This window comes from Nocardiopsis halophila DSM 44494 (assembly GCF_000341245.1).
Classification (GTDB): domain Bacteria; phylum Actinomycetota; class Actinomycetes; order Streptosporangiales; family Streptosporangiaceae; genus Nocardiopsis_A; species Nocardiopsis_A halophila.
Genome location: NZ_ANAD01000079.1, coordinates 72,547 through 92,286, shown reverse-complemented (window position 1 = coordinate 92,286; position 19,740 = coordinate 72,547). Strand labels below are relative to the sequence as shown.

At 74.6% G+C, this 19,740-nt stretch carries 17 protein-coding genes; 11 read left to right on the top strand and 6 right to left on the bottom strand.

The window, feature by feature from the left end:
* Positions 1-144 precede the first annotated feature (144 nt).
* On the top strand, positions 145-1,620 hold the full coding sequence (locus D450_RS0110425; protein WP_017538610.1) for a cell division protein PerM: 1,476 nt from the start codon (positions 145-147) through the stop codon (positions 1,618-1,620).
* Between the two features lie 306 nt (positions 1,621-1,926).
* Here D450_RS0110425 and D450_RS0110420 read toward each other — a convergent pair whose 3' ends face one another.
* A complete protein-coding gene (locus tag D450_RS0110420; RefSeq protein ID WP_017538609.1) occupies positions 1,927-2,334 on the bottom strand; it encodes a hypothetical protein in 408 nt (135 codons plus the stop codon).
* A 241-nt stretch (positions 2,335-2,575) separates the two neighbouring features.
* Here D450_RS0110420 and purN point away from each other — a divergent pair, with 241 nt between their 5' ends.
* Genes purN through D450_RS0110400 form a run of 3 tightly spaced genes read left to right on the top strand, consistent with a single transcriptional unit; the run spans position 2,576 to position 5,668 of the window.
* On the top strand, positions 2,576-3,208 hold the full coding sequence (purN, locus tag D450_RS0110410) for a phosphoribosylglycinamide formyltransferase (RefSeq protein ID WP_083932594.1): 633 nt from the start codon (positions 2,576-2,578) through the stop codon (positions 3,206-3,208).
* The gene (gene purH / locus D450_RS0110405) at positions 3,205-4,776 is read left to right on the top strand and encodes a bifunctional phosphoribosylaminoimidazolecarboxamide formyltransferase/IMP cyclohydrolase (protein WP_017538607.1); all 1,572 of its coding nucleotides are present in this window, start codon (positions 3,205-3,207) and stop codon (positions 4,774-4,776) included. The genes purN and purH overlap by 4 nt, the downstream gene beginning before the upstream one ends.
* Positions 4,777-4,810: 34 nt before the next feature.
* Positions 4,811-5,668, top strand: a complete 858-nt coding sequence (locus D450_RS0110400) for a bifunctional methylenetetrahydrofolate dehydrogenase/methenyltetrahydrofolate cyclohydrolase (protein ID WP_017538606.1) — start codon at positions 4,811-4,813, stop codon at positions 5,666-5,668.
* Between the two features lie 33 nt (positions 5,669-5,701).
* Here the strand turns inward: D450_RS0110400 and D450_RS0110395 are convergent, their stop codons facing one another.
* Positions 5,702-6,307 (bottom strand): FHA domain-containing protein, encoded by a 606-nt coding sequence (locus tag D450_RS0110395; RefSeq protein ID WP_017538605.1) that lies wholly within the window; start codon positions 6,305-6,307, stop codon positions 5,702-5,704.
* A gap of 410 nt (positions 6,308-6,717) precedes the next feature.
* On the opposite strand from D450_RS0110395, the gene D450_RS0110390 reads away from it, so the two are divergent.
* Both D450_RS0110390 and D450_RS0110385 read left to right on the top strand, forming a co-directional pair.
* On the top strand, positions 6,718-7,050 hold the full coding sequence (locus tag D450_RS0110390) for a DUF3017 domain-containing protein (RefSeq protein WP_017538604.1): 333 nt from the start codon (positions 6,718-6,720) through the stop codon (positions 7,048-7,050).
* Between the two features lie 89 nt (positions 7,051-7,139).
* A complete protein-coding gene (locus D450_RS0110385; protein WP_017538603.1) occupies positions 7,140-8,357 on the top strand; it encodes an NADP-dependent isocitrate dehydrogenase in 1,218 nt (405 codons plus the stop codon).
* Between the two features lie 314 nt (positions 8,358-8,671).
* Here the strand turns inward: D450_RS0110385 and D450_RS0110380 are convergent, their stop codons facing one another.
* Complete coding sequence (locus D450_RS0110380; RefSeq protein ID WP_017538602.1) at positions 8,672-9,841, bottom strand: LCP family protein; 1,170 nt, start codon at positions 9,839-9,841, stop codon at positions 8,672-8,674.
* 93 nt (positions 9,842-9,934) lie between these two features.
* Positions 9,935-10,960, bottom strand: coding sequence for a galactokinase family protein (locus D450_RS0110375; RefSeq protein WP_017538601.1), 1,026 nt, complete (start codon positions 10,958-10,960; stop codon positions 9,935-9,937).
* Between the two features lie 97 nt (positions 10,961-11,057).
* Here D450_RS0110375 and D450_RS0110370 point away from each other — a divergent pair, with 97 nt between their 5' ends.
* From D450_RS0110370 to D450_RS0110355, 4 genes are all read left to right on the top strand, one after another.
* On the top strand, positions 11,058-12,242 hold the full coding sequence (locus tag D450_RS0110370) for a YihY/virulence factor BrkB family protein (RefSeq protein ID WP_026124583.1): 1,185 nt from the start codon (positions 11,058-11,060) through the stop codon (positions 12,240-12,242).
* Positions 12,243-12,331: 89 nt separating this feature from the next.
* Positions 12,332-13,474 carry a glutamate--cysteine ligase gene (locus tag D450_RS0110365; protein ID WP_017538600.1) on the top strand — a complete coding sequence of 381 codons (1,143 nt, stop codon included), beginning with the start codon at positions 12,332-12,334 and terminating at the stop codon, positions 13,472-13,474.
* A gap of 54 nt (positions 13,475-13,528) precedes the next feature.
* Positions 13,529-14,770: an amidohydrolase gene (locus D450_RS0110360; RefSeq protein ID WP_017538599.1), complete on the top strand. Its 1,242-nt coding sequence runs from the start codon at positions 13,529-13,531 to the stop codon at positions 14,768-14,770.
* 39 nt (positions 14,771-14,809) lie between these two features.
* Positions 14,810-15,406, top strand: a complete 597-nt coding sequence (locus D450_RS0110355) for a PH domain-containing protein (protein ID WP_017538598.1) — start codon at positions 14,810-14,812, stop codon at positions 15,404-15,406.
* Between the two features lie 416 nt (positions 15,407-15,822).
* Here the strand turns inward: D450_RS0110355 and D450_RS0110350 are convergent, their stop codons facing one another.
* The gene (locus D450_RS0110350) at positions 15,823-16,626 is read right to left on the bottom strand and encodes a purine-nucleoside phosphorylase (protein ID WP_017538597.1); all 804 of its coding nucleotides are present in this window, start codon (positions 16,624-16,626) and stop codon (positions 15,823-15,825) included.
* A gap of 301 nt (positions 16,627-16,927) precedes the next feature.
* Between D450_RS0110350 and D450_RS0110345 the strand changes: the two genes are divergently transcribed.
* Positions 16,928-18,304, top strand: coding sequence for an NAD(P)H-quinone dehydrogenase (locus D450_RS0110345; RefSeq protein WP_017538596.1), 1,377 nt, complete (start codon positions 16,928-16,930; stop codon positions 18,302-18,304).
* A gap of 94 nt (positions 18,305-18,398) precedes the next feature.
* Here D450_RS0110345 and D450_RS0110340 read toward each other — a convergent pair whose 3' ends face one another.
* Positions 18,399-19,673, bottom strand: coding sequence for a cbb3-type cytochrome c oxidase subunit 3 (locus tag D450_RS0110340; RefSeq protein WP_241483111.1), 1,275 nt, complete (start codon positions 19,671-19,673; stop codon positions 18,399-18,401).
* Positions 19,674-19,740 lie beyond the last annotated feature (67 nt).

Here is a 19,740-nt window from a genome sequence, read left to right as displayed (position 1 = left end):
CGGCGTGAAGGTCGGCAAGACCCCCAGCGAGACGGCCAAGCTCGCACGGGACCTCTTCTAGTCCCCGAGCGGACCGCACGGCACCGCCCCGCCCCGGACCTCCGGGGCGGGGCGTGCTCGTTCCGGGCGCCCGGTGCTGGCAGCATGGGCGGGGTGAGCGCGCCCAAGGAACCCTCGGACCGACGCGGGACCGACCACCGCCCGCTGTACACCGCGGGCGGGCTGGCCGCGGCCTGGGCGGCCGGGGTCGGCCTCGCCGTGCTGCTGACCCTGACCCTGGCCGGGTGGGTGGCCGCCCCGCACGACGCCTTCGGCGAGGAGATCGCCGACGTGGCGCGCACCGCCGTGCAGGCCTGGCTGGTGGGCCACCTGGTCGGCTTCGGCATCCCCGGCGGCGAGGTGATGATGCTGCCGCTGGGCCTGGTGGTGCTGCCCGGGGCGCTGCTGTACCGGGCGGGCCGGTGGCTGGCGCGCACCAGCGAGCTGCCCCGGCTGCGCCACATGTTCCGCGCCGCCCTGGCACTGGCCGGGCCCTACGCCGCCGTCTCGGGCACCCTGGCCCTGGCCGCGCAGACCGAGGTGGTCCGCCCCAGCGTGGTGCAGGCGCTGGTGGCCGGGTTCTGCCTGGCCTTCGTCGCCGGCGGCCTGGGCGTGCTCCGCCAGCAGCTGCGCGACAAGGGCATCGAGCTGCGCCGCATGCTGGAGCTGATGCCCGACCGGCCGCGCTCCCTGCTGGCCGGGGCCGGCGGGGCCACCGCCGTGCTGCTGGCCGCCGGCGGGCTGCTGTTCCTGTGCGGCCTGGCGTTCGGCTTCGGCGAGGCCGCCGCGATCACCCGGGAGCTGGGCCCCGGCGCGGTGGGCGGCACCCTGCTGGTGCTGGCCCAGCTGGCCTACGCCCCCAACGCCGTGGTGTTCGGCGCCGCCTACGCGGTCGGCCCGGGGTTCGCGGTGGGCACCGGCACCATGGTCGCCCCCACCGGTGTGGCGGTGGGGCCGCTGCCCGCCTTCCCGATGCTGGCGGCGCTGCCGGACAACGGCGCCGCCCCGGTGGCCTCACTGGCGGCGCTGGCCGCCCCGTTCGCCGCCGGGGCGGTGGGCGGGGTGCTCACCCAGCGCAGCGCGCCCACCGTGGTGGGGGAGGCGGCGCCGCTGTGGGGGTTCGTCTGCGGGGTGGCCACCGGGCTGGTGTTCACCGCGCTGTCGCTGCTGGCCGGCGGGCCGATCGGGGCGGAACGGCTGGCCGACGTGGGGCCCTCGGCCTGGCAGGTCGGGCTGATCACCGCGCTGGAGGTCGGCCTGGCGGCGGCGATCGCGGCCTGGGTGGCCAACTGGCGCCACTTCCGGCGGACGGCGGCGCGGGAGCGGCCGGAGGACCGGGTGGAGGAGCGGCCGGAGGAGCGGCCGGAGGAGGAGCCGCAGGGGGGCGAGGCGCACGGCGAGGAGGCGCCGGTCGAGGAGGGGCCGCGACCGCGCGGGTTCCGCCTGCCCGCGCTGCCGCGGCCGCGGATGCCGCGGTGGCGCCGCCGGGCGGCCGAGCCCGAGGGCGAGGACCCCGAAGAGCTGTTCGGCATCACCTACGAGGCGGGCCCGGAGACCGAGCCCGCCGAGGACCGCACCTAGTACTGCAACGGCAGGTCGGTCGAGGGCCCGGCGGACGCCGGCCACACGACAGGGGCAAGCACGTCCCCGGGCCCGCCGGCCGGGCGGCGGGCCGCCTGGGGAACCGCCTTTTTTGATCTCGGGGAAGTCGGCCTTGTACCGGCCGGTACAAGGCCGACTTCCCCAAGATCAACAACGCGGCCCGTGAGCGGGGGGTACCTGCTGTTCCGTCGGACGGCGTCCGTTCGCGTCCGTTGCCGGTGTCGGCGGATACCCTGATGGGACCTGGACGTCCGCGGACTCCTCGATCGACCTGTCGTTGCAGTACTAACCGCCCAGCGAGGGCACCTGGTCCTCGGGGACGCCGGTGCGGTCGGCCACCGCCGAGCGCCAGGCCTGGTCGCACTCCTCCTGGGCGCTGACCGTCAGCGCCCGGGTCGAGCACTCCTGGTAGGCGCTGTACTCGTCCCAGAAGTAGATGTAGCCGGCGACGGCCACCACCGAGAACACCACGCCGAACCAGCCCAGCACCACGCTGAGCACGGCCCCCGGCGCCTGGGTGCTGTTCTCGCGGGCCGCGCGGCGGGCCTTGCGCCCCTGCTGGATCCCCAGCACCGACAGCAGCACCCCGAAGGGCGGCAGCATCAGCCCGGCGGCCGACAGGAAGACCCCCCACAGGCCGCCCTTCTCCACGGCGGGAGGCTGTCCGTCGGCCTGCGGCTGCTGCTCGGTCAACGCTGGTCCTTTCCTCGGTCGGGCGGCTCGGGGGGAGGCGCCGGAACAGACGCTACCGGAGGAGCGGCATGCTCACGGCCCCGGTCCCTCCGGCTCCGCGCAGGGAGGATAGGGTTGGGGCGAGCGGGAGCGCGGTGCCCTCCCGCGCATTCCGCCCTCATCGCCTTCCGTGCCCGGATGCTGCGCGTTCCCAACGCGACCCCGGGCAGGGGCGGACCCGCCTTGTCGAGGAGGAACCACACTGTCGGCGCGAGTAGTCGTCCTCATCTCCGGGACGGGGAGCACCATGGCCGCGCTCCTCGAAGCGGCACAGGACCCCGGGTACGGAGCCGCGGTCGTCGCGGTCGGATCGGACCGAGAGAGCGCGGCGGGCCTGGCCCTGGCCGAGAAGGCCGGGGTGCCGGTGTTCACCGAACCCTTCCGCGGCCGCGCCGAGCGCGCCGCCTGGAACGCGGAGCTGGCCTCCCGCATTGCCTCCTACCGACCCGACCTGGTGGTCTCGGCGGGCTTCATGCGGATCCTGGGCCGCGAGGTGCTGGACGTGGCCCCGGTGGTCAACCTGCACCCGGCCCTGCTGCCGTCCTTCCCGGGCGCGCACGCGGTGCGCGACGCCCTGGCCCACGGGGTGCGCGTCACCGGGTCCACGGTGCACTTCGTCGACGAGGGGGTGGACACCGGACCGGTCATCGACCAGGTGGCGGTCCGGGTGGAGCCCGGCGACGACGAGGAGGCGCTGCACGAGCGGATCAAGGCCGTCGAGCGCCGGCTGCTGGTGGAGACGGTGGGCCGGCTGGCCCGGGAGGGCTGGCGCCTGGAGGGCCGGCACGTGCGGCCCGGCGCGGCCGGCAACGAACGAGCAGAGGAGAACCGGTGACGCGGCAGGCCATTCGGCGCGCGCTGATCAGCGTTTACGACAAGACGGGGCTGGAGGAGCTGGGCCGGGGCCTGGCCGAGGCCGGGGTGGAGATCGTCTCCACGGGGTCCACCGCGGCCCGCCTGGCCGAGGCCGGGGTCCCGGTGGTGCCGGTGGAGGAGGTGACCGGCTTCCCCGAGTGCCTGGACGGGCGGGTCAAGACCCTGCACCCGAAGGTGCACGCGGGCCTGCTGGCCGACCGGCGCCGCGCCGAGCACCGCGCGGCGCTGGAGGAACTGGGGGTGGCCCCCTTCGACCTGGTGGTGGTCAACCTCTACCCGTTCCGGGAGACGGTGGCCTCGGGCGCCTCCGAGTCCGAGTGCATCGAGAAGATCGACATCGGCGGGCCGTCGATGGTGCGGGCCGCGGCCAAGAACCACGCGAGCGCGGCCGTGGTGGTCGACCCGGCCCGCTACGGCGAGGTGCTGGAGGCGGTGCGCGCCGACGGCTTCGAGGAGGCCGCGCGCCGGCGGCTGGCGGCGCAGGCCTTCGCCCACACCGCGGCCTACGACGCCGCCGTGGCCGGCTGGTTCGCCGAGGCCTACGCCCCCGACGACACCGCCGGGGCCACCGGCTGGCCGGACTTCCACGCCGCGGCCTACACCCGTGCGGCCACCCTGCGCTACGGCGAGAACCCGCACCAGCGGGCGGCGCTGTACACCACCGACGACCCGGCGGGGCCGGGCCTGGCCGGCGCCGAGCAGCTGCACGGCAAGGAGATGTCCTACAACAACTACGTCGACGCCGACGCGGCGCTGCGGGCCGCCTACGACTTCGACGAGCCGTGCACGGCGATCATCAAGCACGCCAATCCGTGCGGCATCGCGCTGGGCGCCGACATCGCCGAGGCGCACGCCAAGGCGCACGCCTGCGACCCGCTGTCGGCCTTCGGCGGCGTGGTGGCCGCCAACCGCCCGGTGACCGCGGCCATGGCCGAGCGGCTGGCCGACATCTTCACCGAGGTGGTGGCCGCCCCTGCGTTCGAGGAGGGGGCGCTGGAGCTGCTCACCCGCAAGAAGAACGTGCGGCTGCTGAAGGTGGCCGCGCCGGACCGGACCGCGCGCCCGGAGGCCCGGCAGATCAGCGGCGGGCTGCTGCTGCAGTCGGCGGACGCGCTGGACGCGCCCGGGGACGTCCCCGACGGGTGGGAGCTGCGTACCGGCGCCCCGGCCGACCCCGCGGTCCTGGCCGACCTGGCCTTCGCCTGGCGGGCGGTGCGCGCGGTCAAGTCCAACGCGATCCTGCTGGCCGCGGACCGGGCCACGGTCGGTGTGGGCATGGGCCAGGTCAACCGGGTGGACGCGGTGCGGCTGGCGGTGTCGCGGGCCGGCGAGGAGCGGGTGGCCGGCGCGGTGGCCGCCAGCGACGCCTTCTTCCCCTTCCCCGACGGCCTGGAGGAGCTGGCCGCGGCCGGGGTGCGGGCGGTGGTCCAGCCGGGCGGCTCGGTGCGCGACGACGCCGTGGCCGAGGCGGCCGAGCGCGCCGGGGTGGCGATGTACGTCACCGGAACCCGGCACTTCTTCCACTAGTGCAGACCCCGACCGAGGGACAGGGAGCCAGAGCATGAGCGCACAGATCCTGGACGGGAAGGCCACCGCCGCGAAGATCCGGGCGGAGCTGGCCGGGCGGGTGGCCGCCCTCAAGGACGCGGGGGTGCTTCCGGGGCTGGGCACGGTGCTGGTCGGGGACGACCCGGGCAGCCGCTCCTATGTGGGCGGCAAGCACCGCGACTGCGCCGAGGTGGGCATCGCCAGCATCCGCCGCGACCTGCCGGCCACGGCCTCCCAGGCCGAGGTGGAAGCGGCGGTGGCCGAGCTCAACGCCGACCCGGCGTGCACCGGCTACATCGTGCAGCTGCCCCTGCCCGGGGGGCTGGACGAGAACCGGGTGCTCGGCCTCATCGATCCGGTCAAGGACGCCGACGGCCTGCAGCCGGCGAATCTGGGCCGCCTGGTGCTGACGGAGCCGGCGCCGCTGCCGTGCACCCCGCGCGGGATCGTGGAGCTGCTCACCCGGTACGGGGTGGGGCTGGACGGCGCCGAGGTGGTGGTCGTGGGCCGCGGGGTGACCGTGGGCCGCCCGCTGGGGCTGCTGCTGACCCGGCGCAGCGAGAACGCGACGGTGACGCTGTGCCACACCGGCACCCGGGACCTGGCCGCGCACACCCGCCGCGCCGACGTGGTGGTGGCCGCGGCCGGGAAGCCGGGGCTGGTCACCGGCGACATGGTCAAGCCGGGGGCGGCCGTGCTCGACGTGGGCGTGAGCCGCACCGACCAGGGGATCGCCGGGGACGTGGCCGCCGACGTGTGGGACACGGCCGGCTGCGTCTCCCCGAACCCGGGCGGCGTGGGCCCGATGACGCGGGCGATGCTGCTGGTCAACGTGGTCGAGGCGGCCGAGCGCCAGGCCGGCCTGGCCTAGCGGCGGACCGGGGCCGGGGGCGTCCGGGCGGGTTCAGCCCGCCTTGCGCTCCCGGTCCCCGGCCGGCATCGGGCGCACCAGGCCCAGCGCGACGACCTCGTTGGCCAACCGGGTGCGGCGGTTGGGGCCCTCGGGGATGCGGAACTTCTGGTAGAGGCGCAGCAGGTGCTGTTTGACGGCCGCCTCGGTGACCACCAGGTCCTCGGCGATCTCGCGGGCGGTCGCGGGGGAGACGAACGCCTCGTCGGACAGCGCCGGGCGGCACAGCGAGGTGAGCACGTCCAGCTCGCGGCGGGTGAGCTCGGGGGCGGCGCCGCGGCGCAGCTCGACGTCGGGGTGGATGTCCTCGCGGGGGAGCCCGCCGATCTTGCAGCGGGCCGAGCCGAAGCTGACGACGTCGCCCTCCTCCAGGACGCGCCGGGCGATGGGGCGGCCGTTGACCCGGGTGCCGTTGCGCGACAGGCCGAGGTCGACGACGTAGAGGTAGGGGCCGCGCCGCACCAGTTCGGCGTGCAGCTGGGAGACGCTGGGGTCGCTGAGGCGGATGTCGGCGCCCTCGCCGCGGCCGACGGTGGTCACCTCGGCGGTGACGCGGCAGACGTCCCCGGTCTCCTCGACCCTGATGTAGGGCCCGTCCACGGTTCTTCCTCCCGTTGTGGGGCGTGGCCGATGGGACGGTGCGCGGTTGACGTGCTGAGTGGGGTTCATGGGGGGCTGTCCTCGCTCACCGTGGCACTCGTCTCCTGGTTGGTTACCCGGGGCCTGTCGGTTCTACGCGCTTACTCCCCCGTTAGACACCTATCGCGGGAGGTTTACGCCCATCGCCGGGGATGGGGCCACCGGGGCACGCCGGGGCCCCGGGACCGATACGGTGCGGCGTGGGACGTCCGCGCGCGCGGACTCACTAGACTGGTCCTGCGGTGGCCAGTCACGACGAGTGTTCATTGATGGTTCGCTCCACCGTGACCCCGCACCTCCTCCGGGTTTCGGTCACGCCGCCGCGGCCGGTGGCCGGAGTGCGCCACCCGGGGTCGAGCATGAGGTGATCGGTGAGCCGGAATCCACTGGAGGCGGCGGTCGCATCCCAGGAGCAGCACGAGGAGCAGCACGAGCCGCCCGGCTGGCTGGCCCAGGTCCCCTACTTCCTGGTGCTGGCGACCATGGCGGCGGGCATCGTCGTGGTGGCCGCGGCCTATTTCAAACGGGGGCCGGCGATCATCGCCGGGGCCCTTCTGCTGGCCGCCCTCCTGCGCTATGTCCTCCCCGAGGACCGGGTGGGCATGCTCGCCGTGCGCGGGCGCTGGTTCGACATCGCCACCGCGCTGGGGCTGGCCGCGGCGCTGGTGGTCTTGGCGTGGGTGGCACCCGCCCTGGGCACGTGAGCGTCTAATAAGCTTGATATCGAGATATCGCGTACGCCCTTTTTGAGCCGCGCGACGGCCAGCCGACACGAAGGGACAGCCACACAGCCATGGCCAAGATCAAGGTCGAGAACCCCGTAGTAGAGCTCGACGGCGACGAGATGACGCGGATCATCTGGTCCTTCATCAAGGACCGGCTGATCCTGCCCTACCTGGACGTCGACCTGAAGTACTACGACCTGGGCATCGAGGCGCGCGACCGCACCGACGACCAGATCACGGTCGACGCCGCCAACGCCATCAAGGAGCACGGCGTCGGCGTCAAGTGCGCCACCATCACCCCCGACGAGGCGCGGGTCGAGGAGTTCGGCCTGAAGAAGATGTGGCGCTCGCCCAACGGCACGATCCGCAACATCCTGGGCGGCGTCGTCTTCCGCGAGCCGATCATCTGCCAGAACGTCCCGCGCCTGGTGCCCGGCTGGACCCAGCCGATCATCATCGGCCGCCACGCCCACGGCGACCAGTACAAGGCCAGCGACTTCAAGGTCCCCGGCCCGGGCACGGTCACCATCACCTACACGCCCGACGAGGGCGGCGAGCCCATCGAGATGGAGGTCGCGCGCTTCCCCGAGGGCGGCGGCGTGGCCATGGGCATGTACAACTACCGCCGGTCCATCGAGGACTTCGCCCGCGCCAGCCTCAACTACGGCCTGGACCGCGGCTACCCGGTGTACATGTCCACCAAGAACACGATCCTCAAGGCCTACGACGGCATGTTCAAGGACGTGTTCCAGGAGATCTACGACACCGAGTTCAAGGAGAAGTTCGAGGCCGCCGGCCTGACCTACGAGCACCGGCTGATCGACGACATGGTCGCCGCCGCGCTCAAGTGGGAGGGCGGCTACGTCTGGGCCTGCAAGAACTACGACGGCGACGTGCAGTCCGACACGGTCGCCCAGGGCTTCGGGTCGCTGGGCCTGATGACCTCGGTGCTGCGCACCGCCGACGGCCGGACCGTCGAGGCCGAGGCCGCGCACGGCACGGTCACCCGCCACTTCCGCCAGCACCAGCAGGGCAAGCCGACCTCCACCAACCCGATCGCGTCCATCTTCGCCTGGACGCGCGGCCTGGAGCACCGCGGCAAGCTGGACTCCACCCCCAAGGTCGTGGAGTTCGCCAACACCCTGGAGCGCGTGGTCATCGACACCGTCGAGGGCGGCCAGATGACCAAGGACCTGGCGCTGCTGGTCGGCGGTGACCAGGACTGGCTCACCACCGAGCAGTTCCTGGCCGCGCTGGACGAGAACCTGCAGAAGCGCCTGGCCTGAGCCACCGGGCACGTCGGCCGTGAGCGGCCCCGCCGGGGAATCGGCGGGGCCGCTCACGCGTTCGCGCGGGGTGCGGCGGGCAGGGTGCGGCGAAGGCCACATCCGTACCGTTCGCGTAGTTTGAGAGTATTGCGTAGAGTTATGCATGTTCGGGGCGCCCGAGAGGGGCCGCGCCCGGACACCGAGGCCGACGTGCCGGCCGTGCGCCCGCTGGGGGGTAGGCGCGCGCGGTGCGGAACGTCACCAGAAGGGCCCACCGCTCTGTGAGCGGTGGGCCCTTCGCCTTGTCCGGGGGTGCCGTCCGGGCGGCCGCCTCAGTCCCGCATGGCGTCCTCGGGGATCTCCTGCCCCTCGCGCATGGCCGAGAACATCTCCTCGGAGGCGGCCTCGTCCCAGAGCACCACGCTCCCCACGTTGAGCGTGGGGGTGGAGCCCACCGGGACCGAGGTGGTGGCCGGGTCCTCGCGCATCGCCAGCGCCATGCCGCCCAGGTCCATCAGGTGGTCGTCCTGGTCCACCTCGAAGGTCTCGGTGCCCTCCCGGACCAGCGGGACCAGGCGGAAGGGGTTGGCCAGCGTCGAGGCGCCGGTCGCCTTGGAGACCAGGGCGCTGAAGAACTCCCGCTGGCGCTGGATGCGGTCCAGGTCGGCGCGGGCCGAGGCGCGGGTGCGCACGTACCCCAGCGCGGTGGCGCCGTCCATGTCCTGGCAGCCGGCCTCGATGTCCAGGCCCGCCTTGGGGTCCTCCATCGCCTCCTCGGGGCACATCTCCACCCCGCCGACCGCGTCCACGATGTCCACGAACCCGGCGAAGCCGATCTCCACGTAGTGGTCGATCCGCACCCCCGAGGCCTGCTCGAAGGTCTGGACCAGGGTGCTCGGCCCGCCGCCCAGGTTCTCGGCGAAGGCGGCGTTGATCTTGTTCTGGCCGATGCCGGGGATGTCCACGTAGGAGTCGCGCGGCACGCTGACGATGGCCGGGCGCCCGTCCTCGGGTACGTAGACGACCATGATGGTGTCGGTGCGCTTGCCCTCGGCGCGGCCGGTGCGCAGGTCCTGCAGCTCGTCGTCGCTGAGCCCCTTGCGGCTGTCGGAGCCGACCACCATGTAGGTGGTGCCGGGCTGCTCCTCGGGGCGGCCGTCGGCCGGCGGCATCGCCTCCACCCGCTCCAGCCGGCCGTCGGCCCACAGGTAGAACCCGATGCCGAAGACCAGCGGGGCCAGGACCACCAGGGCCAGCACCGCGCCGGTGGTCCGCAGCGCGCGCCTGCGCCGGAGCTCACCGCTCCGGCGCCGCTCGCGCGCGGCGCCGGTCCCGTCGTACTCGCGGCCGCGCGGCCGGTCCCGGACCGAGGGCATGCGGCGGGTGGACCCGGCCGACCGCCTCTTCGAGCGGTACAGCTTCTCGATCTCGTCGTAGCCGCCGGATCCGTCGCGGCGGAAGACCCCCGTGCGCTGGGCGTCGTCGTCTCGGCCGTGGTCCATCGTTCAGTTCGCCCGTTCCCGTCGTCTCGCCGTCTCACCCCTACAGACGCGGCTCATCGTATTCCGGTTCGATCCGGCCGCCGCCGGTCCGGGTCACGGCAGCGCCGTGCGGACCCGGGGGGAGCGCTCCGCCAGTGCGGTGCGGACGGCCTCGGCGGCCGTCCCGGCGCGCTCGGCGGGCACCAGCGCCACGACCGCGTCCCCGGCGCCGCCGGTGGCCCGGGCGCCGCGCGCGCCGGCGCCCACGGCCCGCTCCACCGCCAGGTCCTGCTCGGGGGTGGACATCGCGAAATGGTCGCGCAGGGACAGGTGGGAGGCGGTGAGCACGGTGCCGATCTCGGCCGGCGCCCCGGCCCGCAGCAGGCCCGCCACCGCGTCGAGCCGGTTCTCCTCGGTGACCGCGTGCCGCACCCGCCCGCGCAGCACCGGGTCGCGCAGCCGGGCGAGCGCCCCGGCCAGGTCCTCCACCTCCCGCAGGCGGGACACGCCCAGGCGGGAGGCGGCGCGCGCGCACTCGGCGCGGCGGCGGGCGGGGTCGGCGGCCGGGCCCGAGCGGGTGTCGGCGACGAGCAGCCGCAGCCCGGCGGCCTCCAGGTCGAAGGGCAGGGCGCGGGCGCGCCCGGTGCGCCGGTCCAGGCGCAGGACGGTGCGCTCGGCGAAGGGGAGCGCGGTCCCGGTGCCCAGGGCCGCCCCCAGCGCCTCGGCGAGCGCCTCGCGCCCGCCCAGGGACGCGGGCGCGGGGAGGTCGGTGTCGAAGAGGACGCGTGCCCCGCCGCCCGGCTCCGCGGCCGGGCGGGCGGCCAGGGGCGCGGGGAGGGGGCGCCGCTCCTGCGGTGCGCGGGCGTGCCGCAGCTCCACGGCGCCGTCGCCGGTGGGCGCCCAGGCCAGGTGGACGCCCCAGGGCAGGGCGGCCAGCAGGACCGGGCCGTCCTCCTGCGCGCCGGGGTCGCCCATCAGCGCGACGCGCCCGGGGGCGAACCGTACCCCCGCGGGCGGGGTGCCGTAGACGTCGGCGAAGGCGTCCGCCAGGGCGGTGCCGGCGACGCGTTCGGCCACGGGCCAGTGCAGGGGGCCGCCGGGGCGGCCGCGGGAGCCGAGCAGGCGTGCGAAGAGCTTCACGATGCCTTCATTGTGCCGTGCGTGGCCCGCTTCCGCGCTCTGCGGCGGTGGGGCTACGCTCGGTCCGCGGGCAGGGACGTTCCGGAAGGCGGGGGCGATGGCGGGCCGGGTCGCAGAGCGGGCGAAGGACCTGTTCCGGCGCGGCATGGACGCCTACTGGGCGATGCGCCGCCGCCGCCCCTGGTTCGACCACGCCGTGCGGGCCGCCGAGCGCTACACCGACCAGGACGGCAGCCGCCTGGCCGCCTCGGTCACCTACTTCGGGTTCCTGTCGTTCTTCCCGCTGATCGCCCTGGCCTTCGCCGTGGTGGGGTACGTGGCCGAGTTCAGCCCGGACGCCCGCGACTACCTGGAGACCGCCATCGGCGACCTGCTCCCCGGCCTGGCCGCGGAGCTGCCCATCGACCAGGTCGCCCAGGCGCGCACCGGGGCCTCGGTGGTGGGCCTGCTGGGCCTGCTCTACACCGGCCTGGGCGCCGTGGGCCAGCTGCGTGCGGCCCTGCACCGGATCTGGCTGAAGAACCCCTCCGAGGGGCCCAACGTGGTCCTGGCCAAGCTGCAGGACCTGGCGGTGATGGTGGTGCTGGGCACCGCCCTGCTGGCCTCGGTGGCCCTGACCAGCGTCTCGCAGGCCGCCACCCGCTGGGTGCTGGCCTGGGTGGAGCTGGACGGCTCGGTGGCCGCGGTGGCCGCCACCCGGCTTCTGGCGGTCGCCATCGCGGTGGCCGCCGACACGCTGATCTTCCTGGTGCTCTTCTCCCGGCTCTCCGGGACCCGGCGCCCCTGGCGGATGCTGTGGCGCGGCGCGCTGCTGGCCGCCGCGGCCTTCGAGGTGCTCAAGGCGGCGGGGGCGCTGCTGATCGCGAGCACCCTGAACAACCCGGTCTACGCCTCCTTCGCGGTGCTGGTCGGGCTGCTGGTGTGGATGAACATCGTGCTGCGCGCGGTCCTGTTCGCCGCGGCCTGGACGGCCACCTGGCTGCCGGTGCCGCCGCCCTACCAGGGCGCGGTCCCGCTGGACCTGCCGGTGGGGCTGGTGCCGGGCGCTCCCGGGCGCAGCGCGGTGCGCCCGGCCGACGGGGCCCGCGCCGCCGCGGTGCTGCCGGCCCGGCCCACCGCCGAGGGCCGGGCCCGCTCGCGGGTGCTGACCCGCCGGTGGCTGCTGCGGCGCCGGCTGCGGGCGCTGGCCCCGGCGGCCGGTGCGGCCGCGGCCGGCGCCGCGCTCTGGGCCGTGTTCCGGATTCTGCGGGCCCGGCGGGGCGGGGAGGCGTACCGTGGGTAGTACGCGGGTTGCGGAGCCGAGCCCCCGGGGGTGAAGGTGCCACATGCGCCGGCGAGCGCGCCGGCCGGACCCCTGTTCGGAGGTTGCCCGTGGCCATCCAATTCAACGCCTCTGACCGGACCACCCTGGGCGTGGAGTGGGAGCTCCAGCTCGTCGACGCCCGCACCCGCCACCTGCGCCAGGAGGCCCAGCGGGTGCTGGCCGACCTGCCCGACCTGAGCCGCGGCCCGGGGCGCCCGCCGCTGCGGCACGAGCTCATGCAGTGCACCGTGGAGGTGGTGACCGGGGTGTGCGAGACCGTGCAGGAGGCCGTCGCCGACCTGCGGGGCAGCACCGACCGCCTGCGGGAGGTGCTGGAGCCCCGCGATGCGGTCGCGCTGTGCGCGGGCACCCACCCGGTCGACGACTGGCGCGACCAGACCCTGGCCCCCGTGCAGCGCTACGGGGAGCTGATCGAGCAGATGCAGTGGCTGGCCCGGCGCATCCTCACCTTCGGCGTGCACGTCCACGTGGGGGTGCGGTCCAAGGAGAAGGCGGTGCCGATGGTCAACGCGCTGGCCGCCTACCTGCCGCACTTCCTGGCGCTGACCGCCTCCAGCCCGTACTGGAGCGGGCACGACACCGGGCTGGCCTCGTCCCGGTCGGTGGTCTTCGGCGCGCTGCCCACCGCCGGGCCGCCGCCGCTGCTGGACGATTGGCCGGCTTTCGAGGAATACATGGAGACACTGCTGCGCGCCGGTACCATCGCCAGTATCAAGGAAGTGTGGTGGGACGTCCGCCCGCACCCGGACTACGGCACCATCGAGATCCGGATGTTCGACGGGATCCCCACCCTGCGCGAGGTCGGCATGGCCGCCGCCCTCTCGCAGAGCCTCGTCCGGCTGTTCGACCAGCAGCTCGACCGGGGCTACGGGCTGCCCCGCCCGCCCGCCTGGGTGGTCACCGACAACAAGTGGCGCGCCACCCGCTACGGGCTGGACGCGCGCGTGATCACCGACGGGCGCGGGTCCACCGTCCCGCTGCGGGACGACCTGTACGAGCTCGTGCGCGAGCTCGGACCGGTGGCCGCGCGCCTGGGCTGCGCCGAGGAGCTGGACGCGGTCTCCGAAGTGCTCGACAAGGGCGCCTCCTACGAGCGGCAGCGCGCGATCGTGCGCGAGGGGGGCTCCCTCAACGACGTCGTGGACGCGCTGGCCGCGGAGTTCCGCACCGGGACCCCGGCCGCCGCGTAGCACGGCAGGACGCGACGACACGACCCACGACCGATGACGACAGGGGGCCCACGCATGCAGGGGCGAGATCTGCCGGACCAACTGGCCGCGTTCCTGGCGCGCCGCCAGAGCGGTCTCGTCGAGTTCCGGCGGGACCTGCACATGCACCCCGAGCTGGCGTTCGCCGAGACCCGGACCACCCAGCGGGTGGAGGAGCGGCTGCGCGCCGCCGGGCTGGCGCCCAAGCGGCTGCCCGAGGGGACCGGGCTGGTGTGCGACATCGGGGACGGCGGGCCCACGGTGGCGCTGCGCGGCGACATCGACGCGCTGCCGCTGACCGACGAGAAGGACGTGCCCTACCGCTCCACGGTGCCGGGAGCGGCGCACGCGTGCGGGCACGACGTGCACACCACGGCCCTGCTGGGCGCCGGGCTGTTCCTGTCCCAGCAGGCGCGGGCCGGTGCGCTGCCCGGCCGGGTGCGGCTGCTCTTCCAGCCGGCCGAGGAGCTGCCGGGCGGCGCCCGTGCGGTGGTCGACGCCGGCGGCCTGGACGGGGTGGACCGCGTCTTCGCCCTGCACTGCGACCCGCGCCTGCTGTGCGGGCAGGTGGGGCTGCGGGTGGGGCCGATCACCGCCGCCTGCGACCAGCTGGCGGTGCGGCTCTCGGGGCCGGGCGGGCACACCGCCCGGCCCCATCTGACCAGCGACCTGGTCTACGCGCTGGGCAAGGTGGTGACCGAGCTGCCGGCCGCGCTGTCCCGCCGGGTCGACCCGCGGGCCGGGTTCAGCCTGGTGTGGGGCAGGGTGAGCGCCGGCTCGGCGCCCAACGTCATCCCCGACGACGCGGTGGCCGAGGGCACCGTGCGCTGCCTGGACGACGACGCCTGGCACTCGGCGCCGGACATCGTCAAGGAGCTGGTGGAGACGGTGGTGGGCGGCTACGGGGCCACCGCCGAGGTGGACTACCGCCGGGGCGTGCCGCCCACGGTGAACGAGGCCGAGAGCGTGCGGATGCTGCGCGACGCGGTCGGCCTGGCGCTGGGCCCCGAGGCCCTCGCCCCGACCCCGCAGAGCCTGGGCGGGGAGGACTTCGCCTGGTACCTGGAGCACGTCCCCGGGGCGCTGGCCCGGCTGGGCACCCACCCGCCGGACGCCGTGGGCCCCATGCTCGACCTGCACCGCGGCACCTTCGACGTGGACGAGCGCGCGGTCGGCCACGGGGTGCGGGTGCTGGTCTCGGCGGCGCTGACCGCCCTGTGGGAGGGCGCCCGCGGCCCCGCCGCCGAGGACGCGCTGGGGGACGGCGCGCTGATGTAGGCGGCCGCGGCGGTACCGGCATGCGGTAAGACTGTTCCTGTGGGAGATGACGGAAAACCCCTGACCGCGACGCTGCCGCGGGTCCTTTCCTGGATCTGGGTCGGCGTCGCCGCGCTGCTGCTGCTGGACCTGGCGCTCAACGGCTCCGACACGGCGTCCCTGGTCGCCGCCGGGGTGCTGCTGCTGACCGTGGGCGGGGTCTACGTCCTCTGGCTCCGCCCCCGGGTGGTCCCCGGCCAGGACGGCGTGCGGGTGGTCAACCCCCTGCGCGAGACCTTCGTGCCGTGGTCGGAGTTCACCTGGGCCGACGTGACCGACGTGCTGCGCGTCCACGCGGGCGGCACCGTCGTGCGCTCCTGGGCGCTGCGCGAGACCAAGCGGGCCAAGGTCCGCGAGAACCTGCGCCGGGCCGGCGGGTACTCCGACACCGACCCGGTGGCCGAGTCCGACCCGCGCGAGCTGCGCCCGGTCGAACTGCACGCCAAGCGCCTGCGCGAGATCGCCGAGCGCCGCAAGGCGAGGCCCTCGGGGGGCACAGAGCGGGCCGAGGGCGTGGTGACCGCGGTGTCGCCGGACGCGGTGGCCGCCCTGGCCCTGCCCGTCGCGCTGCTCGCGGCGGTCGCCCTGCTGTTCTGAGACCTCGTCCCGCGGAGGACGGACACAGAGAGGGGAGCCCTTCGGGGCCCCCTCTCTTCGTGTGTCCGGGGGACTTGACGCGGCGGCGGCCAGCTGATTAGGTAAGGCATGCCTAAGGAGAACGGGCGGGGGTCCGGGGATCGCGCGGAACCCTGGGCCCCCTGAAGCCCCTCCCCGGGCACTGCGGGTCAACTGAATAGCGGGAACGCGCGGCGGTGCGGATCGCCACCCGCCCCCACGCGCGCTCGGTGCACACGGGCCCCGCCGGCACGGCCGGACGGCGCCGTCATCCTCGGCCTCGGGATGCTGCTCGCCACGCAGCGCCGACGGCCCGGTGGGCCCCCTTCTGGGCACCCCTCCGACGGGAGGGGCGCCGTTCCCTCGCGCGGAGGGGAGCGGCGCCCCTCCCGGCCTTTTCAGGCCCGCATCAGCACCTCGTGCAGCAGCTCGCCCAGGCGCTGGGTGTGCCGCCGCACCGCGGCGATCGCGCGGTCGGGGTCGAAGGGCTCGAACACCCCGGCCACGGCGTCGTTGCTCACCGTCGCCAGGCCCATCACCTCGGCCTGCATCTCCACCGCGGCGATGGTCTCCAGCGCCAGCGACCGGCCGACCAGGTCGGCCCCGGAGGCGCGGAGCATGCCCAGCTCGGCCGGGGTCATCAGCTCCGGCCCGGTCACCTCGGCGTAGACCCCCTCGGCCAGCGACGGGTCGGCGTCGGCGGCGATGCCGCGCAGCCGCGCCGAGTAGGCCCGCGTCAGGTCGGTGAAGTCCGGCCCGGTCAGCGGGGAGGCCCCGGTCAGGTTGATGTGGTCGCGCACCAGGATCGGCTCGCCCACCGCGTAGTCGGTGCGCAGCGACCCCGCCGACCCGGTGAGCACCACCACCGGGGCGCCGGCGGCGATGCCGGTGCGCACCGGGTGCGCCACCGCCATCGGGTCGTGCCCTTCGCTCAGGTGCGCACGGCCGCACAGCACGGCCACCCGCTTGGCCCCCACCCACAGGCTGCGCAGCCGCCCCGAGTGGCCCGGTGCCGTCGGCGCGGCGAACCCCGGCAGCTCGGCGGAGTCCAGCTCGATGTCGGGCGTGCCCAGGTGGTCGGCCACGTCGGTCCAGCCCGAGCCGAGCACGACGAGGGCGTCGTAGCCGTCGGCGCCGGTGCGGGACTTCAGCTCCTGCGCCGCCGCGGCTGCCTGCTCCTTCGCGTCGGCCGTCGTGACCACGGGGCGGTCTTGCGTGGATTCGCTCACATCTCCGGAGCGTACCCCTGTGCTTCCGATTTGTTACTGAGCGCAACGCCGGGGTGTGTATCGCGGACGTCGGGGCAGGCCGCCGCCGCCGCGGCGCCGACCCGGCCGCGCACCCGGGCCCGCACCGGGCGCGCCGACCGGGGAGCCGCGGAGAATCCGCCCCTGACCATGGCGGACAATGGAGGTGCGACAGGCGAGCAGACATCCGGGCGAACGGCCGAGCGGCGCCGGATCGGCGCCCCGGTCCCGCGCGCCGCGAAGGAGTGGAACAGACGTGACGAAGGTCGTGATCATCGGCGGCGGCCCCGGCGGGTACGAGGCGGCCCTGGTCGCCGCCCAGCTGGGTGCGGACGTGACCGTGGTGGAGCGGGACGGTGTCGGCGGCGCGTGCGTCCTGACCGACTGCGTGCCCTCCAAGACGATGATCGCCACGTCGGTCCGCTCCACCTACGTCAAGGACGCCGGGCGGCTGGGCCTGACCATCAACTCCGGCGACGAGTGCCGGGTCGGTGTCGACCTGGCCGCGGTCAACGGCCGGGTCAAGCGCCTGGCCCGGGCCCAGTCCGAGGACACCGCCGCCCGGCTGCAGAAGGAGGGCGTGCGGATCGTCACGGGCGAGGCCCGGATGGTCGATCCGCGCATCATCGCCGTGGGGGAGGAGCGGCTGCGCGCCGACGTGGTGCTGCTGGCCACCGGCGCCCACCCGCGCGAGCTGCCCACCGCCCGCCCCGACGGCGAGCGCATCCTGACCTGGCGCCACCTGTACGACCTGGAGGAGATGCCCGAGCACCTGGTCGTGGTGGGCTCGGGCGTCACCGGGGCCGAGTTCGCCAACGCCTACACCGGGCTGGGCGCCAGGGTCACCCTGGTCTCCTCGCGCGACCGGGTGATGCCCACCCAGGACGCCGACGCGGCCGAGGTGCTGGAGGGCGTCTTCCGCCGCCGGGGCATGCAGGTGCTCGGCAACACCCGCGCCGAGTCGGTGGTCAACACCGGCGAGGGCGTGCGGGTCACCCTCTCCGACGGGCGGACCGTGGAGGGCAGCCACTGCCTGATGACGGTCGGGATGATCCCCAACACCGGCGGGATCGGCCTGGAGGAGATCGGGGTGCGCCTGGACGGCGGCGGCTTCGTCCAGGTCGACCGGGTGTCGCGGACCTCCACCCCGGGGGTGTACGCGGCCGGGGACTGCACCGGGGTGAACATGCTGGCCTCGGTCGCCGCCATGCAGGGGCGGATCGCCATGTGGCACGCCCTGGGCGAGGCGGTCTCCCCGCTGAAGCTGTCCACGGTCGCCGCCACCGTGTTCACCAACCCCGAGCTCGCCTCGGTCGGCGCCACCGAGGAGGACGTGCGCAGCGGCACGGTGGACGCGCGCATCGTGAACCTGCCGCTGGACACCAACCCGCGGGCGAAGATGGGCGGCAGCAAGGACGGCTTCGTCAAGCTGATCTGCCGCCGCCACACCGGCATCGTGCTGGGCGGGGTGATCGTCGGCCCGCGCGCGAGCGAGCTGATCCTGGGGGTGTCCATCGCGGTGCAGCAGCGCCTGACGGTGGACGAGATCGCCCACACCTTCGCCGTCTACCCCTCGCTGTCGGGCAGCGTGACCGAGGCGGCCCGGTCGCTGATGCAGGCCTCGCCGGAGTAGGGCCCGGGCCCGGGATGCGGGCGCGGACACGGGAAGGGCCCACGGCGCGGTGCCGTGGGCCCTTTCGTGCGTGTGCGCGCCGGGAGGCCGGCGCTCAGAAGTCGAAGCCGCCGAAGTCCATGTCGCCGCCGAAGTCCCCGCCGAAGTCGCCTCCGCCGAGGTCCTCGCCGCCGCCCATGCCCTCCATGCCGGCGCCCATCATCCCGCCGCCCATCATGGACCCCATCATCGAGCCCATCATCATGCCGGAGAACATGCCCATCATCATGCTCATGCCGAAGTAGCCGCCGGCGTAGGGGGCGTAGTCCGGGCCCGCGTCGTAGTAGGGGCGCCGCTCGCCGTCCACCTCGACCAGGCGCACGTCGGGCTGTCCGCCGCTGAGCACGGCCCTGGTGCACACCGCGCAGGCCGGCACCGCGCGCACCGCGCCGCCCGGGGGCGCCCACTGCACGTCCTGCTCGGAGGGGCCGTGCTGGGGGTTGAAGAAGCAGGGCTGGCGCCGCTCGGGCACCGGCTCGCCGTTCATCCGCGCCCGGGTGGCGACCATGTAGTAGCGGCCGTCCTCCAGGGCGGTGGTGACCTGCTGGATGTCCTGCGGCTCACGGATGCCGTCCAGGGTGGCCTTGGCCCGGTCGTAGGAGTCCATGGCGTGGCTGTAGTCGTTCCGGGTGGCCTCGTCCACCTGGGACACGTCGATCTCCAGCCGGGCGATGTCCTCGCCGAGCCGGACCACGTCCTCCTGGGCCATCTGCTTGATCTCCGCGAGCTGCTTGGCCTTCTCGGCCTCGCGCTTCTTGCGGGAGCTGTACACGTAGTAGCCGCCGCCGGCCACCGCCAGCACCAGGAGCGCCAGGAACGCGATGCCGAACATGCCGGAGGCCGCGGCGTCGCCCTCCTGCTCGGCGACGGCGTCGGGGACGGCCGCCAGGGTGTCGACCTCGTTGGCCGGGTCGGAGGCGATGACGTTGTCGCGGATCTCGTTCAGCTCGGACTGCTCCAGGTCCGGGGAGTCCACGAAGAAGTTGTTGGCTCCGCTGCCCATGAACCCGGCGTAGACGCCGTCGCCCACATCGCCCATGAGCTCGTCCATGTAGCCGTCCAGGGCCGTCTGGGAGTCGAAGCTCTCCGAAGGGAGCATGACCAGGTAGACGGGCGACTCGCTCTCGGCGTCCTGCGCGGCCGAGACGAGCGCCTCCTGTTCGGCCTCGGGGATGTTCTCGGTGATGCTCTGTTCGATGTAGAAGTGGTCGGATTCGAGATCCTGGACCGCGTCCCCGGCGTCGGGGACGTCGGCGGCCGCCGGGGCCGCCGCCGCGGCGACGCCAAGGCCCGCTGCGAACAGGGCCGGTACTACCAATCGGCGCAACATGTCGTTCCTCTCGCCTCCCTCATTCGGTAAGGACGAACGGCGGGAGCCGCCGGTTCCCGGAAAGGGG

What these genes read in the sequence shown, in the direction of transcription:
- D450_RS0110370 (WP_026124583.1), top strand. Translation starts at nt 11,058, where the DNA reads ATGGCGGGCCGGGTCGCAGAGCGGGCGAAGGACCTGTTCCGGCGCGGC.
- D450_RS0110385 (WP_017538603.1), top strand. Translation starts at nt 7,140, where the DNA reads ATGGCCAAGATCAAGGTCGAGAACCCCGTAGTAGAGCTCGACGGCGAC.
- D450_RS0110425 (WP_017538610.1), top strand. Translation starts at nt 145, where the DNA reads ATGGGCGGGGTGAGCGCGCCCAAGGAACCCTCGGACCGACGCGGGACC.
- D450_RS0110380 (WP_017538602.1), bottom strand. Translation starts at nt 9,841, where the DNA reads ATGGACCACGGCCGAGACGACGACGCCCAGCGCACGGGGGTCTTCCGC.
- D450_RS0110340 (WP_241483111.1), bottom strand. Translation starts at nt 19,673, where the DNA reads ATGTTGCGCCGATTGGTAGTACCGGCCCTGTTCGCAGCGGGCCTTGGC.
- D450_RS0110400 (WP_017538606.1), top strand. Translation starts at nt 4,811, where the DNA reads ATGAGCGCACAGATCCTGGACGGGAAGGCCACCGCCGCGAAGATCCGG.
- D450_RS0110360 (WP_017538599.1), top strand. Translation starts at nt 13,529, where the DNA reads ATGCAGGGGCGAGATCTGCCGGACCAACTGGCCGCGTTCCTGGCGCGC.